General features: G+C 51.1%; 12 protein-coding genes. 10 read left to right on the forward strand and 2 right to left on the reverse strand.

Annotated features, from left to right (window positions below; genetic code table 11):
- Nucleotides 1-74 precede the first annotated feature (74 nt).
- A complete protein-coding gene (locus tag KDC22_RS03880; RefSeq protein WP_211722138.1) occupies nucleotides 75-644 on the reverse strand; it encodes a hypothetical protein in 570 nt (189 codons plus the stop codon).
- 192 nt (nucleotides 645-836) lie between these two features.
- Here KDC22_RS03880 and KDC22_RS03885 point away from each other — a divergent pair, with 192 nt between their 5' ends.
- The 4 genes from KDC22_RS03885 to KDC22_RS03900 all read left to right on the forward strand — a co-directional run bounded on the left by KDC22_RS03885 (nucleotide 837) and on the right by KDC22_RS03900 (nucleotide 6,619).
- Nucleotides 837-1,259 carry an NUDIX hydrolase gene (locus KDC22_RS03885; protein WP_211722139.1) on the forward strand — a complete coding sequence of 141 codons (423 nt, stop codon included), beginning with the start codon at nucleotides 837-839 and terminating at the stop codon, nucleotides 1,257-1,259.
- A gap of 34 nt (nucleotides 1,260-1,293) precedes the next feature.
- Nucleotides 1,294-2,313, forward strand: a complete 1,020-nt coding sequence (locus KDC22_RS03890; protein ID WP_211722140.1) for a glycoside hydrolase family 88/105 protein — start codon at nucleotides 1,294-1,296, stop codon at nucleotides 2,311-2,313.
- Between the two features lie 65 nt (nucleotides 2,314-2,378).
- Complete coding sequence (gene yaaA, locus KDC22_RS03895) at nucleotides 2,379-3,149, forward strand: peroxide stress protein YaaA (protein WP_211722141.1); 771 nt, start codon at nucleotides 2,379-2,381, stop codon at nucleotides 3,147-3,149.
- A gap of 125 nt (nucleotides 3,150-3,274) precedes the next feature.
- Nucleotides 3,275-6,619, forward strand: coding sequence for a HEAT repeat domain-containing protein (locus tag KDC22_RS03900; protein WP_246553277.1), 3,345 nt, complete (start codon nucleotides 3,275-3,277; stop codon nucleotides 6,617-6,619).
- A gap of 40 nt (nucleotides 6,620-6,659) precedes the next feature.
- Here KDC22_RS03900 and KDC22_RS03905 read toward each other — a convergent pair whose 3' ends face one another.
- A complete protein-coding gene (locus KDC22_RS03905; RefSeq protein ID WP_173138350.1) occupies nucleotides 6,660-7,112 on the reverse strand; it encodes an acetyltransferase in 453 nt (150 codons plus the stop codon).
- A 262-nt stretch (nucleotides 7,113-7,374) separates the two neighbouring features.
- Between KDC22_RS03905 and KDC22_RS03910 the strand changes: the two genes are divergently transcribed.
- The 6 genes from KDC22_RS03910 to KDC22_RS03935 all read left to right on the forward strand — a co-directional run bounded on the left by KDC22_RS03910 (nucleotide 7,375) and on the right by KDC22_RS03935 (nucleotide 15,277).
- Complete coding sequence (locus KDC22_RS03910) at nucleotides 7,375-8,010, forward strand: glycoside hydrolase family 11 protein (protein WP_173138348.1); 636 nt, start codon at nucleotides 7,375-7,377, stop codon at nucleotides 8,008-8,010.
- 152 nt (nucleotides 8,011-8,162) lie between these two features.
- Nucleotides 8,163-9,008, forward strand: coding sequence for a formylglycine-generating enzyme family protein (locus KDC22_RS03915; RefSeq protein ID WP_173138346.1), 846 nt, complete (start codon nucleotides 8,163-8,165; stop codon nucleotides 9,006-9,008).
- Between the two features lie 112 nt (nucleotides 9,009-9,120).
- Entirely contained in the window at nucleotides 9,121-11,400 is a 2,280-nt protein-coding gene (locus KDC22_RS03920) for an AraC family transcriptional regulator (protein WP_211722143.1), read from the forward strand.
- Nucleotides 11,401-11,717: 317 nt separating this feature from the next.
- On the forward strand, nucleotides 11,718-12,644 hold the full coding sequence (locus KDC22_RS03925; protein ID WP_173138486.1) for an ABC transporter permease: 927 nt from the start codon (nucleotides 11,718-11,720) through the stop codon (nucleotides 12,642-12,644).
- A 15-nt stretch (nucleotides 12,645-12,659) separates the two neighbouring features.
- Nucleotides 12,660-13,532: a carbohydrate ABC transporter permease gene (locus KDC22_RS03930; protein ID WP_173138336.1), complete on the forward strand. Its 873-nt coding sequence runs from the start codon at nucleotides 12,660-12,662 to the stop codon at nucleotides 13,530-13,532.
- Nucleotides 13,533-13,603: 71 nt separating this feature from the next.
- Entirely contained in the window at nucleotides 13,604-15,277 is a 1,674-nt protein-coding gene (locus tag KDC22_RS03935; RefSeq protein WP_173138334.1) for an ABC transporter substrate-binding protein, read from the forward strand.
- Nucleotides 15,278-15,544: the final 267 nt, after the last annotated feature.

Consider the following 15,544-nt stretch of genomic DNA (forward strand, 5'->3'; position numbering starts at 1 on the left):
TGCCGTCTAAAAGGACGCATAGTCGTTTCTATTTAACGAAGCTGTATGTAAGCATAGAGAAGACAAAGGTTAATTTAATCTATATTCTCAATACCCCATTCACCTGCTTTATTTTTAGTAAAGAAGTAGGTAATCCCTTGATTTTGAATGGTTCCATCCGCCATTTTTTTGGCATATTGAACGCCGACTCTAATTTGTTCACGCCCATGAACTGTGAGTTTCTCCAGAAGATCTAGATCATAAAACATAAATTGAACGCCTTCTTCACTGAAAAAGTATGTTTCACCACGAGAGCCTTCATGTAGATGCTCTTTGAATTTTTCTCCATCCTGCTCGACCACAGCTTCAATATTACCATTGAACTTAGAAATAATATCATCGTCGAAAAAGCTTTTTTGGTATGGGTCAAAATTAATAAATACTCCTTTTGTGAAGTCGGCTTCGGCAATTTCTTTGACTTCTTTTGTTGCCGGATCAATCAATTTCTCTGAATCTGCGGGTGAATTAGTAGCAGGTGTTGGAGTTGTTGGTAGGATAGTACCCGATTCTTCACTGGTTGTAGAGTCATCGGCTTTTCCGCATGCAGAGAGAAGTAGAGCTCCGATTAAACATAAAGATAAAATACCACGAGTTAGATTTTTCATTAATATCCTCCATGAAAGTTTTGGTATATTGGTATATATGTAAGGACGCAAGTGATAAGGAAAAGTTGAATCAAAATAAGACAATTATTCAAAGATGCAAAGGACCGTAAAGTCAATTGCTTTGGGCGGACAAGCAGGAGATTTTGAAAAAATGGCAAATGGTTAACTAATACGGAAAAGGAGAGTAATGACATGTTCATAGTCAACGTAGAAGCTGCGGTCTATAAGGATGGGAAATGGCTTGTGATTACTAGAAGTATGAAAGAAGAGCATGCGGGAGGGACGCTGGCTCTTGTTGGGGGGAAGGTGGACGTTGAAGGGAATACGCTCGATATCCTTGAACGGACGGTACAGCGGGAATGCTATGAAGAAGTCGGAATTCGGATCACAGAAGCGGTTACGCTGGTGTACAGCTCCTCCTTCGTCACTGAGGATGGACGCAATGTCATCAATCTGGTCTTCCTTTGCGAATATGACAGCGGTACGGCAACGAACAAGAGTCCTGATGAAGTCGAAGCCGTACATTGGATGACCTACGATGAGATAATGGCTCACCCCCTGGCTCCTCCCTGGACGAAAGAAAGTATTAGAAGAGTAGAGCTGGCAAGAAAATAGAACATAACATCTCGATGATGAGAGGGGAATACACATGCTTCAAGTAGAGTATAACCGGGAAGAAATCTTACAGCTTATCGACAAGGTGACCCGCAAAACGCTGGCGATGGACTTAACCTGGGAATGGCCTTGCGGCGTAGCTTATTATGGGGTGTCCAGAGCTTACCAGACCACAGGGAACAAGGAGTACCTGGACAGACTGGTGGAGTGGGTGGATGAATATATCGGGCTGGGGCTGCCGGATTGGACCGTGAATACCTGTGCCATGGGACATATGCTGATTACTTTATATGAAGAGACCGGAGACCGGAAGTATTGGGATATTGTGATGAGTAAAGTCGGGTATCTCCGCGGGACCGCGCTGCGGTTCGGGGACAACGTGCTGCAGCATACGGTATCGGTGTCCAATGATTTTCCGGAGCAGGCCTGGGCGGATACGCTGTTTATGGCGGCGTTTTTCCTGCTGCGTGTGGGCAGTAAGCTTGAGGATCAGGAGCTGATCCAGGATGCGCTTAATCAATATTACTGGCACATCAAATATTTGCAGGACCCCGGCACCGGCCTCTGGTTCCATGGCTACAATCATGTGAAGCAGGATCATATGTCCGGGCTGTATTGGGGCAGAGCGAACGCCTGGGGCGCGTATACGATGTCGCAGGTGAAGCCGCTTTTGAAGGAGTGGTATCTGTACCCGCAGTGTATGGATGTGGAATGCTCGCTCCGGGACCAGCTGGCGGCGCTCAAGACGGTGCAGACGGAGAACGGCTTGTGGCGGACGGTGCTGGACGATGAGGATTCCTATGAAGAGGTATCTGCGTCCTGCGGAATCGCGGCGGCTATGATAAGCAACGGGAATCCGCTGCATACCAAATATGTGCAAAAGGCCCTGAAGGGCATTCTTGAGCACATCACCGAAGACGGGCGGGTACTGGGCGTATCCGGCGGAACGGCCGTTATGAAGGACCGGGAAGGATACCGCAATATCCCCAAAGACTGGATTCAAGGCTGGGGCCAGGGCCTGGCGCTTGCTTTCCTGTCTGATATGCTTCGGTAGGAGGAAGAGTATGTTAGTATATAAGATACATTTATTTTTCCCGCAAGGGTAGAAAAGAGAGTATCATGAGAATCATCATTTCACCTGCCAAGAAGATGAAGACAGACACGGATATCCTGGAGTACCGCCAGGTTCCGCAATTCTTAAGCGAGTCGCAGAGTCTTCTGGCCTTATTACGCAAGCTGAATTACGAAGAAGCCAAGGCGCTATGGAAATGCAATGATGCCATCGCCACGCTGAATATGCAGCGGATTCAGGAGATGGAATTAACCCGCAATCTGACGCCGGCGATCTTCGCTTATGAGGGAATCCAGTATCAGTACATGGCGCCGGGGATTTTTCAGACGGAGGAGCTGGAGTATCTGCAGCAGCATTTGCGGGTGTTGTCCGGGTTCTATGGAATCGTCCGCCCGTTCGACGGCGTTGTGCCGTACAGGCTGGAGATGCAGGCCAGGCTGGGCGGGCCGGGCTTCAGTACACTCTATGAGTTCTGGAACAGAAGGCTGGCCGACCAGCTATTTGCCGAGAGTGACACTATTGTGAATCTGGCCTCCAAGGAATACAGCAAGTGCATCTCACCGTATGTAGGCGGCCCTGTCCGGATGGTCAGCTGTGTATTCGCGCAGGAGATCGGCGGCAAGCTGGTGGAGCGGGCGACTCTGGTCAAGATGGCCAGGGGGGAAATGGTCCGCTTCATGGCTGAGCGGCAGATCACAAGCGTGGAGGATATCAAGGGCTTCAGCGGATTTGATTTCAAATTTGCCGAGGCCTTGTCGGATGAGAATACCTATGTATTTATCCAGCAGAAGCACGAACAGAAGCAACTGGTAGAGTAAGCATTATAGCGGGTAATCTTGAAGACGGTGGAATCGCCGGATTAGGGGTTGCCCGTATTTTTTGAGATGGAACCCGAACAGATTCAAGATTCAGAGGAGGACTTATGATGGTTAGGCGAGACCCATTGGACAAACAGAGCTTACTCAAAGAACTCGATACACTAGGTTATTCCGATAGAATCCGAACCATAGCGGTCTTAGGCCGTAATCACCTTGGTTCTCCAGCGTATTCCCGGTTATTAGCCTCTTTACTGGAGGGCGGAGCCTATGAAGCACGCCTGGCCTTGATGGGTGCGATTGCCACACTGGATGCCCCTATACTTCTATCCGGGCTGCGACATCCTATGGCGAGTATCCGAAATACAGCGGCCGGACTGGTAGCCAAAGTAGCCTCAGACGAAGAGATCGAACGGGAGCTTCCCCAGCTATCGCCGGATTGCCGCCGCAAGCTGCTGCGCACGATTTCACTTGTGGGCCGTCAGGAGCTGGCGGAGCGGCTGTTGCCTATCGTGTACGCCCGGTGGGGAGCGGAAGAGACGGCTATTGTACTCCAGGCCTGCTCTGCGGCAACCCTCCGCACCTGGCTGGAAGCTATCGGCTATGCGATTAAGGACTGGAAGAGGTTAGCGGGCCGCCATCTGGACGTAGTGGCGGAATACTTCACAGCCACTCTGGAGGAAGCACCACTTAGGGTGAAAGGAAGGGTCTGGTCAAGGTTCTCCTCAGCGATGGAGCATCTATGCAATCACAAGCCGGAGCTGGTGCTGGCCTGCGCGCAGAATCACGGCCCGGTGAACCTGATACATCCTGCCATCAAAGCCCATCTCGGCACGCTGGTACGCCTGAAGCCGGATGGGGTGTATCAGCTGCTAACCCTGCCCGGTGTACGGAACGATCTTATGTCTCTGGGCGTTCCTGAGGCCATACTCAAGAGGTGGAGACTCCTGACCGTAGACCAGTGGACGGAGATTGCCAAATTGCTGGCAGACACCCCGGTGCATGTAGCGAAGCTGCTTGAACATATGGCTCCGTCTAACCGTCAGGCGATCTTTGAGGCGGTGTACGGGGAGGAGAAGCGCAAGGAATGGATTTTCCCCGAGAGACTCTTGTATGCCTTGCCGCATGACTTGCGTGACAAGGAAGCTGCCCGGATGCTCGGGCTGCGTGAAATCAAGGAAAACCGGGACCGGACTCTTCGCATAACCGCTTCCCGCTCCATTCTTCAGGCAAGAGAGCCGCTTGAACAAGCGACCCGGGTATCCAGTGCAGACGAGCGCGCCACAGCGCTGATGCAGCTTGTCCGAAGTACGGTTCTGTCGAGACAAGGCATGAGTGAGACGTTATTAACTTTAAGCCAGATTGTAAATGATCAGGACCCGGTCCGGGGCGCAGTGTTCAAAGAGCTGTCAGAAAGCCCGGCGTCCGTCTATACGAATGACCATGTGCAGGCACTTACTGTACTCGTCGATAGCGTGATCGACGCCAGAGATACCTCCTATGGTACCAAGTTCTCTGTCCAGCAGCTGGCTTTCATTCTCCTGCGCCATAATGCGGCCGAGCCTCACGGGGAGCTGTTCCGGTTCGCCCTTACTACGCTTCAGAAGCTGGCGAAGCAGGACGGACAGCTGTCTCTCCCCTCGCTGGAAAAGAACCTGCCTAAGGGAGTAGAAGAGATTATTTTCGAGGCGATTTATTCTTACGCTGCACAGGCAGGCAAGAGAGAGAACTACAATCTGGTGCTGAGTCTGGCGAATTCCTTCGGCAAAAGAGGGAGCGGTATCGTCAAACTTCAGCATCTGTTACAGGAAGCCACACGAGCCAAAACCGATTCCACAGCGATACGGGCAGCCAGATTCTGGCTTGCGCCTCTGAAGACGCGGGATGAACGGGTGAAGGAATTGCTGGCCGCAGATCCATCGTATATTACGATCCATGAGGTGTTCCGGCATCTGCACCTGAAGCGTCAGGAATGGCTGGACCCGTATATTTCGGGAGCTGTAATCAAGGGCAAGTTCCTGTCCGGCAAAACCATTCATCCGGTTCCGGCTACGGACGGGTTCTACCGGTGGCTGCCACGGCAGCAGCAAGCCTACGGCTCTGTGTTAAGCAGAGTCGCCTCCGATCCGAAGTACAGCCTGTCCGAGCGTTCAAGAGCGATAAGAATCATGGCAGCTATGCCTGATTGTGACCCGGACCCGCTATTTAAGCTTGTGCAGGATCAGGAGGTCGCTGTTGCAGAAGCTGCGCTTCATGCCTTATCCCTGCTGGAGGAGCCAGAGAAATCCCTTCCCGTGCTGCTGGACCATCTGGATGGAGACCGGGCCCGTGTAGCCATGTATTCGATACCAAGGTGTATCCGCAGGGTGAATCCGGTATTGCTGGTCAGCCTGCTGAAGGAGCTATTGAACCGGGATAAGCTGAAGGTCACCGTCCGTAAAGAAACCATCCGTCTGCTGGGTGTGTATAGAAGTGAGGATAGTCTTCCGCTGCTCCTGCACGAGTTCGGGAAACCAAACGTGCACAAGGATGTATTGATTGCTATCGGACATGCAGCCAAACAACTGCTGGACGATGAACGCAGCTGGGAGATTCTAAGCGCCATCGCAGCTTCTCCGCAAAGTGATGTGGCAGTTAGCTTATTGTCCCAGCAGCCTGCTGCGCTTCCGGTTGACTATAGACCGCGCTATCTGTCCTTAATTCTGGAGATTGCGGGTCACCCGGATGCATACGTCGGCAGACATGCCTTCGTTATTATGAGCTGGTGGACGGATGGACATGAAGAGGTGATTGCCGCTGCCGCTGCTCAGGCGATTACGGACCTGGAAGACAGTACCCGGTGGGAATTTGCGATGAACACCCTGATCGAAGCCTGCCAGGATGGCAAGATCAATGAGGCGGTAGCCGGGATCTGTCAGAAGCTGGCTGGTCCGGTGGTGAACGATGAATGGAATGCAGCTACGGACAGAGATGTGCCGCACCGGCAGCGGCTATCGAAATTAATAGAGAAGCTGGCCCTTCTGCCGAAGGAGACACGCCAGCAGCTTATTCCATTATACCTGGAGCTGATTCATATTCTGGCTCCCGACGAGACGCTGCAGCAGCTTGTAATGAAATTATATATCGCAATACTAGATTGGAATAACGTGGAGGAATCCGCCGCCTATCTGAACCGGATGGTACATAGTTTGTCCGATCAGCCGCAGCTGTTAGGCGAGGCGTATAGCCAGATCACGTATAATCTGGATACAAGCACCGGATACTGGACGCCGGAGACGCTGCTTGAGCTTGTAGACAGATTGCGGACGGAACCGCGGTATGAAGCCGCGTATATTGGACTTTCCTTGCTGGAAGCAGCGGGAGCTGCGCTTCGCTGGAGTCCGGAAGCCGCAGAGTATTTGCGGGGGTACAGGAATCACACGAATATCGCAGTCCGCACCCATGCGCTTAATATTTGGACGGCGAAGGAGTAGGTAGCAGGGGATTAAGCAAGCAACAGACAAGTCAGAAGCGTTACTCCAGAGACAGCCGCATATGCAGAATAGGCCAAGGCTTGCCTTGCTCATCCCGTTCAGACCGGTCATAGACCGCAAATCCTAAATGTTCGTAGAACCCGGCAGCCTGGGGATTGTCTTCATTGACATCCACATCGCGCACGTTCAGTGTGTGTATGGCGTAAGTGACCAGCTCTTTACCGATGCCTTGTCCCCTGACGGCCGGGTCTACGAACAGCATTTCAATCTTCTGCTCCTGAACACCGATGAAGCCGATAGGACGACCCTCCTGATCTGTATAGGCGAGCAAGTGGGAGATTTGCGCAATTCCTTGCTGCACCAGGGGGCGTAAATCTTCAATATCCTGTCCGGTGAGGAAAAGATGCGTAGCCCCCACGGCATTCTCCCAGATGCGCAGCAGGTGATCGGATACTTCCCGGGTTCTAAGTGTGACCTCTTGTATACGGTTCATGGTTCCTCCTTGGCAAATTTCTTTTGGTTGTTGATTCTAGCATACCGCAAGCACGACATTAACACCTATAAAAATTGGGGGTAAACCTTTAGTTTGCAGAGAGTAATGTAAACGCTTACTATATATAATCTATTTTGAAGGAGGACAGGCCAATATATGGCATATAGCTCAGGATAAGTTATATTCCGTGAACAGAAGCTACTGGCAAGTGAGGGCGGGTAAGACAGGCTGTACCCACAAAATATTCTTGGGAGGTAATTCAATGTTTAAGTTAAACAAGAAGATTCTAACGGTAGTTATGGCAGCCACTATGAGCTTCAGCGCATTCGCAGCCACCGCAGGTGCAGCAACTGATTATTGGCAGAACTGGACGGATGGCGGCGGGACGGTCAATGCTGTGAACGGGTCTGGCGGGAATTACAGTGTGAACTGGTACAATACCGGCAATTTCGTGGTCGGTAAAGGCTGGAATGTCGGATCACCGAACCGCACGATCAATTACAATGCAGGCGTCTTTGCCCCGTCCGGCAACGGATATCTGACGATGTACGGGTGGACTAGAAACTCACTTATCGAATATTACGTGGTTGACAACTGGGGTACCTATAGACCTACCGGACAATACAAAGGCACGGTGAACAGTGATGGCGGCACTTATGATATCTATACCACTATGCGGTACGATGCTCCTTCCATTGACGGTAATGCGACGTTCCCTCAGTACTGGAGTGTCAGACAGTCGAAAAGACCGATCGGAAGCAATTCAACGATCACCTTCAGCAACCATGTCAACGCCTGGAAAAGCAAAGGGATGAATCTGGGAAGCAGCTGGTCTTACCAGGTAATGGCAACTGAAGGATATCAGAGCAGCGGCAGCTCCAATGTAACGGTATGGTAACGGGAAGCTGACAGGCGACTGGCCGGTTCCGGCATTCGCGAAGGCCAGTTAACCGATAATAGGGCTAAGGCCGGCCGGTCACACAGCGGACGGCCTTATTTTGCAAGCGGTTACTTGCACCCTGCCTTAATCGCTTCTAAGGAGATGTATCCATGAGAAAACTATTGATTATTCTGGCAATGGCCTTAATGGTTGTGATCAGTGCCTGCTCGCAGGACAAGCCTCCCAAGGAGGAACGCCTGGTCTGGGTCAAGGGCGGTTCTTTTGTAGATACCAAATCTAATTATCACGGAACCAATGTGACTCTTCCGGATTTCTATATCGGCAAATATGAGGTGACTCAACAGGAATGGCTGGACGTAATGGGGAATAATCCCTCCCAGTTCCAGGGGGACAAGCTGCCGGTGGAGAGTGTAACCTGGTATGATGCCGTGGAGTACTGTAATCAGCGGAGTATCAAGGAAGGCCTGGACCCCTATTATAATATAGACAAGAACACAGTTGACCCTAATAATACAAGCGACCGGGATTTCATGAAATGGACAGTAACGGCCAATGAAGGAGTGAACGGCTACCGTTTGCCGACAGAAGCCGAGTGGGAATATGCAGCAGGCGGAGGCCAGATGAGCAAGAGCACCAGCTATAGCGGAAGCAATAAGCCGGAAGATGTGGCGTGGTACTGGAGGAATTCCGGTGATCAATTCTTAACGGGGGACTGGAACTGGCCGGCGATTGAGAACAATCATAGCCAGACGAGATTCGGCGGCCTCAAGCAGCCCAATGAGCTGGGACTTTACGATATGTCAGGGAACGTGAGGGAATGGTGCTGGAACTGGTACGGAGAAGCGGGTCCGGATAACAGCAACGGATCACTCCGGCTGGTGAAGGGCGGCGGGTGGATCGGCGGCGTTAACAATACAGAGGTCGCCTTCCGGGGCAAGTTCGAGGCGAGCAGCCGGGGCAATGATCAGGGGTTCAGGGTGGTCCGCAGCAGGTAAGCAGCCATAACTGTGTAATTTGTACATTGAATTTCAAACTGTACATATGAAGAGTACCCTAATTTCAATTATGATGGAGAATGTACAACAAGAGGAATTAGGGGGATTGCAGTTGAAGTTGGAGAGGGGTCACTTTACACAAAGTGTGGTTGTCCGGTTAATTACTTCCTATGCGGTGATTCTGTGCATACCTGTCATTCTCAGTGTGATCATCTATGGTCAGACGCGGGAAGTTGTGAAGAATGAAATTAAGCTGGCCAGCAGAGCGATGCTCCAGCAGGTGAGATATATTGTGGACGGGGAGCTGCTGCAGACAGAGAGCCTGGCTACACAGCTGGCTGTTCATAGCGAGGTGAAGAGCTTTCTTTCCTCTGCTTCCGGGAACGCTTACAAGATATATGAACTGAAGCAGGAGCTGGGCAGAATGTTAACGGCCAACAACTTCATTAAGGAGATTAACTTGTACTCCAAGCCGCTGCAGTCTGTTCTCTCCAGTGAGACTTATATAGATGAATATTCATTCTACGAAATGAAGCTGCAGACGGATAGCTTTGTCTATGGGGATTGGCAGGAGCTGACCCGGGAGTATCATTCGGGTAAATATGCACTGCTTCCGCTTAAGAATCCGGATAACAAAGTCACCTACACGCCATTCTATATCCGTTCACTGCCGATTCAGGCAACGGCTGATGTGACAGGTGCACTGATTATACCGCTTAATGTGGACACAATGATGACGATGCTTGCGAACATCGACTGGGTAGAGCGGGGCCGGGTATTTATTATGGATACGAACGGCCAGATCATGATTCAGAATGCGGGCGGCACGATGATCGAACCGTCGGCCTACCGGGAGTGGGATGAGCGGGGCACCGGCACTTTTACGGGCACTTTCCAGGGTGTGGAGTCGATGATCACTATTGAGTCATCGGATACGACAGGCTGGAAGTATATCAGCGTATTTCCGACCGATGTCTTCTGGGAACATGCCGGAGGGATGCGGACGATGAATATGCTCGGGCTGCTGCTCTGCTTCGTGATTGGCAGCGCGGTGATCTATTATTTCGCCCGGAAGAATTATAATCCGGTCAAAGAACTGGTCAGCGTCTTCGCCCGTAATCCTGTGCAGGACACTGGTAAATATCTGGATGAGTACTCCTTCATCCGCAGAAATGTGCTGGAGACGATCAGGGAACGTGATGCTACGAACAAGAAGCATGATCAGCAGCTGCGGGTGCTGCAGAATTATTATCTGGGCAGGCTGCTGAAGGGGCAGGCCGACCGGAATACCCCGTTCACGGAGCTGGCGAAGACCTATAAGCTCCAGTGGACAACCGGTTCCTTTGCCGTGCTGTTGTTCTATATTGACAGCGGGGACGACGGGATAACCGATCTGGAATTATCACAATTTATTGTGTCCAATATTGTTGCGGATCTGATCGGCAGCCGCTGGACGATCAATTTCACAGATGTAGACGGCATGCTTGCAGCTGTTGTGAACATAGATCCGGAGCGTGCAGGGCAATGGAAGGATGAGATCGAGGATGATTTAGCCCAGGCTTATGAATTCATCACTCTACGGTATAAGCTCCGCTTCACGACGGTAGGCAGTGAATTGCAGACGGGTCTGGAAGGGGTGCATCTTGCGTTCCTTCAAGCGCTGGAGGCCCAGGAATACCGCAGCGTGCTTGGCGATGAGATGCTGATCTGGCACGGAAGCATCAAGACGAGCGAGAGCAGTTATTTCTTCACAGTGAATGACCAGATTCTGCTGATCAATTTGCTGAAGGCCGATGAGTTTGAGCAGGCGAACCATATGATTAACAGTATCCTGCAGCAAGCCTTCCAGAGGGAGCAGTCTCATGAAATCTCAAAGTGCATCCTGCTCGATGTAGCCACGACGATGATTAAGGCAATTCCGGATCAGGAACAGACCCGAATAGCCTGGGATGAATGGCGGCCGCTCAAACGGCTGCTCTCCTGCTCCACGAAGCCGGAATTCGAGCAGGAGCTGCTCGATATCTTCGAGCGGGTATGCACGGTGCTCCGCAGCAAGCCTAATCTGCAGGCGAGTGCCGGAATCGGCGAGAAGGTTACAGCGTTCGTACAGGAGAATTACAGCGATAAGAACCTGAGCGTGTCCCAGATAGGCGATCATTTCAGCCTGACCCCGCAATATGTGTCCCGGCTGTTCCGTGAACAGACGGGACAGGTCGGGCTGCGCGACTACATTAGCCAGACCCGGGTGGAAGCGGCCAAGGCCCTGCTGCTGGAGGGGGCCAGCATTGATGATACGGCCGAGAAGGTCGGATTCGCCAGCAGTCATGCATTCATTCGCGTATTCAAGAAGTATGAGGGAATTACCCCTGGGAAATACAAAACCATTCAATGATAGGAGCACAGATGACTTCCGGATGCCGGAGGTCATCTTTTTTTTGCGGCTGTATCTGCTTGAAGCCAGGAGGAATATGCGAAACCGTCTATCCGTTTCAAGGTGTCCATCGTCATTTGCGGTTAACGTACATCATTTCCGGTATTGGACATTGCTGAGCGGCAGTGTCAGCCAGTACATTGGTGGAGCAGTAAGCGATTACATGGAACGGCAGAGAAGCCGCCCGCAAGCGTCAGGCTGCCGCTCCTGTTAGAGTGAATTATTCGTGAGGAAGTGATGATGACATGGCAGCTCCTGCTAGAATCAAGCCCGCAGGCATGGCCCCGCGTACCAAGGCTGACCGGGTTCCGCTCTGGAAGCATGTTAGACAAGAATGGAAGCTGTATTCGTTTCTGGTGATTCCGGTAGTCTACTTTATTATTTTCAAATACGCGCCGATGCTGGGGAATATTATTGCCTTCCGCAAATACAGAGGCGGGCCCAATATCATGGGGACCGAATGGGTCGGGTTTACTTATTTTGAGATGTTCATGAAAGACCCTACGTTCTGGCGTGCATTTTTCAATGATCTTACCTTAAGTGTAAGCTACCTCCTCGTGAAATTCCCGGTTACGCTGTCCTTTGCACTGCTGCTTAATGAGATACGGAGAATCAAGTGGAAGAAATTCGTCCAGACGGTGTCCTATCTGCCCCATTTCATCTCTATGGTTATCGTCGCAGGGATGATTAAAGAGGTGGTCTCCTTAACAGGACCGCTTAACAGCCTTCTGGCCTCCGTTGGACTTGAGAAAATCTCCTTCATCTCCTTGCCGGAGTGGTTCCCCGTCATTTACGTCACCTCCGGCGTCTGGCAGAGTCTGGGCTGGGGGACGATTCTCTATCTGGCCGCGATGACTAGCATTGATCCGTCTCTGTATGAAGCCGCCAAGATGGACGGTGCTAACCGGTTCAAGCTTGCGAAGCATGTAACAATACCCGGTATCCTGCCTACCATTATGGTGCTCCTGATTCTGGATATCGGCAGCATTCTGGGCTCTAATTTCGAGAAAATCCTGCTGCTCTACAACCCGCTCACCTATGAGACAGCAGATGTCATCTCTACCTATGTGTACCGGATGGGAATCACCGGAGGGAACTTCAGCTACGCGACGGCCGTAGGCCTGTTCGAAGGTATTATTGGCCTGATCCTGGTGACGATTGCGAATACTGTATCCAAAAAAACGACGAAATCAAGCCTCTGGTAGAAAGGAGCCGAACCCGTGAAGCGATCCTCCACCTTTAACCTGTTTAACATCATTAACAGTATTTTTATGATTCTGATTGTCATGTTTACCTTGTATCCCTTCGTGTATCTTGTGGCCCAGTCCTTCAGCTCGGAAGCGGCTATCTATGCAGGCAAGGTGACTCTATTCCCGGTAGAGTTTACGACCAAGACCTATGAAGTGATTTTGAGCAAGCCCGATTTCTTCCATTACTACTGGAATACCATCGTATATTCCGTAACAGGCACCCTAATTGCAGTGACTGCAACCGCAGTGATGTCGTATCCGCTGTCCAAGGATAAGCTGCGGCTGAACAGATTCTTCATTCCGTTCGTGCTGTTCACGATGTATTTCGGCGGCGGCCTCATCCCGAACTATATCCTGGTGGCCAAGACATTGGAGCTGCGGGATACGATCTGGGCGATAGTCATTCCGGGAGCGATCAGCGCGTTCAATGTCATCCTGATGAAGACGTTTTTTGCCAGTCTGCCTTACGAACTGGAGGAAGCAGGGCGTGTAGACGGCCTGGACGTCTTCGGGATATTCACCAGAATCATTCTGCCGCTGTCGAAGCCGATTCTCGTAACAATCATGCTGTTCGTAATGGTCGGCATGTGGAATAACTGGTTCGGGCCGTCCCTCTATCTGCAGTCCAAGGAGAAGTGGCCTGTCGCCCTGTATCTGAAGCAGATCATCGACAATGCCGTCAGTCCGACTGAAATCGGAGCCTCCTCCGATCAGACGAGCCAGATTGCGGCAAGCATCAAATCGACAGCAATGGTCTTAACTTCACTGCCTATTATCTGTGTGTATCCTTTCGTGCAGAAGTATTTCGTACAGGGCATGATGATCGGCGCGGTCAAAGGATAAACGGTATCACCGGAGGGGGTTACGGCCCTCTCTGTTATATATAGCTCTATACCCAAAAAGGGAGGCAAACCATGAGATTCAGTAAACCACTTGCAATGGCATCGCTGGCGTTGATGTTGTCTATGACCGCTTGTTCATCCGGAAATAATGAGGCTTCAGGCACCAGTAATTCCCCAGCACCGAATGCTGCGGGCACGAATGCACCGGCAACAGCTGCGGCGGAAGATTATACCTTTGGTGCAGATCAGACCTTCCACTCGAATGAACCGGTAACCTACTCCATGATGTACAGCGACCATGAGAATTATCCATATCATAAAGACTGGCGGCTGTGGAGTGCGATCCAGGAGAAAACGAATGTAAACTTCGATTTGGCCATTACGGCAAGAACCGAATATGAGAACCAAAAATCCCTGCTCGTGAACAGCGGAGATGCTCCTTATATTATTCCTAAGACTTATGATGAATCCGCTTTCGTAGCCTCAGGCCAGATTGTGCCCGTGAGTGACTGGGTGCAGTACATGCCGAACTACATGAAGGCCGTGAAGGATTGGGGCATGGAGGAGGACCTGAAGGCTAAGCTGAAGGAGGACGGGAAGTATTATGTGCTTCCAGGCATGTGGGAGATTGCCGGCGGCGGTTATTCCTACATTATCCGCAAGGATGTGTTTGAAGCAGCGGGCGTGGACGTTGAAGGACAGCAGGGCAACTGGACGTATGAAGACTTCTATGAAGCGATGAAGAAGGTCAAAGACTTCACAGGCAGCAATTATGTGATCTCTGACCAATTCAAGGGAGATTCCGCTCTGAACATTGCCGCAGTTCAATATGGCGTTACCGCCGGCTGGGGATTATCAAGCGGTCTGGTCTTTGACCAGGAGAAGCAGCAGTTTGTGTTTGCCGATGCCTCCAATGACTTCAAGGACTTCCTTGGTTACTTCAATAAGCTGGTGAATGAAGGCATTATGGACCCGGAATCGTTCACCCAGGAAGACGATGCGGCCCAAGCGAAGTTCTTCAAGGGCGACACCTATGTGATCAGCGGAATCTATCAGGTTATGGCCGATTTCAAGAGCAAGATGCAGGTTCCGGATAGCGAGCTCTACATGATCACCCAGCCGGGCGGACCCAAAGGCAAACTGCAGGTCGAAACCTCCCGTCTGGAGAACGGAATTATGATCAGCCAGAATGCGCTGGACGACCTGGGTGAAGAGGGCTTCATTAAGATGCTGCGCTTCATCGACTGGTTCTGGTATTCCAATGAAGGCCAGATGCTCAGCTTATGGGGTGTAGAAGGGGAGACTTATACCTTGGACGCAGATGGAAATGTGGTGCTGAACCCGGAAATCTATTACAACGGGATCAATGAAGGTGCGCCTAAGCAGCTCAATGTCGATTACGGCTTCGCCGGAGGGATGTTCGCTTATGGAGGCTCGGAGAAGCTGAAGATGTCCAAGATGACCGATGGTGAAAAAGACTTCGTGAGCCGTGTCCAGTCGACACGGGATACCCGCAAGCTGGCACCGCCGATCATGGCGACTCCTGAGGAGAATGAGCAGATGAAGCTGATCTCGACGCCGCTGATGGATTACGTCAAGACCATGACGCTCAAATTCGTGACCGGCCAGGAGAAGCTGGACAACTGGAGCCAGTATACGGCCCAGGTTGAAGCCAACGGCAGCACGCGGTATGCGGAGATGGCCAATGATATTTTTGCCAAGACAAAGAGTCTGTTAGGCTATTAATGATTAACCGGGTGAAATAAAAACAAGGAAGTCACAGGAATCCCCTTTCGGGCAGACTTTCCGGCAGCCTCATCGTATGATGCGGTGGCTGGAGAGGCGCCTGGAGGGGATTTTGGTCTACTTGGTTATAAGTCACGAAGGAGTACGAATTTGTTTATGACAGAAGCCATGCATAGAGGGTCCCCTCCTGTTAAGAAAAAATAATTATACATATTTTAACATGGGGTAATCTAGTGTACGCTTATAAATAAAGATTACCTGTAGAGA

The organism is Paenibacillus tritici, assembly GCF_018207515.1.
Taxonomy (GTDB): domain Bacteria; phylum Bacillota; class Bacilli; order Paenibacillales; family Paenibacillaceae; genus Paenibacillus_AQ; species Paenibacillus_AQ tritici.

Excerpts from the sequence above, each read along its gene's own strand:
- KDC22_RS03880 (WP_211722138.1), bottom strand. The coding sequence starts at position 644 with ATGAAAAATCTAACTCGTGGTATTTTATCTTTATGTTTAATCGGAGCT.
- KDC22_RS03885 (WP_211722139.1), top strand. The coding sequence starts at position 837 with ATGTTCATAGTCAACGTAGAAGCTGCGGTCTATAAGGATGGGAAATGG.
- KDC22_RS03890 (WP_211722140.1), top strand. The coding sequence starts at position 1,294 with ATGCTTCAAGTAGAGTATAACCGGGAAGAAATCTTACAGCTTATCGAC.
- yaaA (WP_211722141.1), top strand. The coding sequence starts at position 2,379 with ATGAGAATCATCATTTCACCTGCCAAGAAGATGAAGACAGACACGGAT.
- KDC22_RS03905 (WP_173138350.1), bottom strand. The coding sequence starts at position 7,112 with ATGAACCGTATACAAGAGGTCACACTTAGAACCCGGGAAGTATCCGAT.
- KDC22_RS03910 (WP_173138348.1), top strand. The coding sequence starts at position 7,375 with ATGTTTAAGTTAAACAAGAAGATTCTAACGGTAGTTATGGCAGCCACT.
- KDC22_RS03915 (WP_173138346.1), top strand. The coding sequence starts at position 8,163 with ATGAGAAAACTATTGATTATTCTGGCAATGGCCTTAATGGTTGTGATC.
- KDC22_RS03925 (WP_173138486.1), top strand. The coding sequence starts at position 11,718 with ATGGCCCCGCGTACCAAGGCTGACCGGGTTCCGCTCTGGAAGCATGTT.
- KDC22_RS03935 (WP_173138334.1), top strand. The coding sequence starts at position 13,604 with ATGAGATTCAGTAAACCACTTGCAATGGCATCGCTGGCGTTGATGTTG.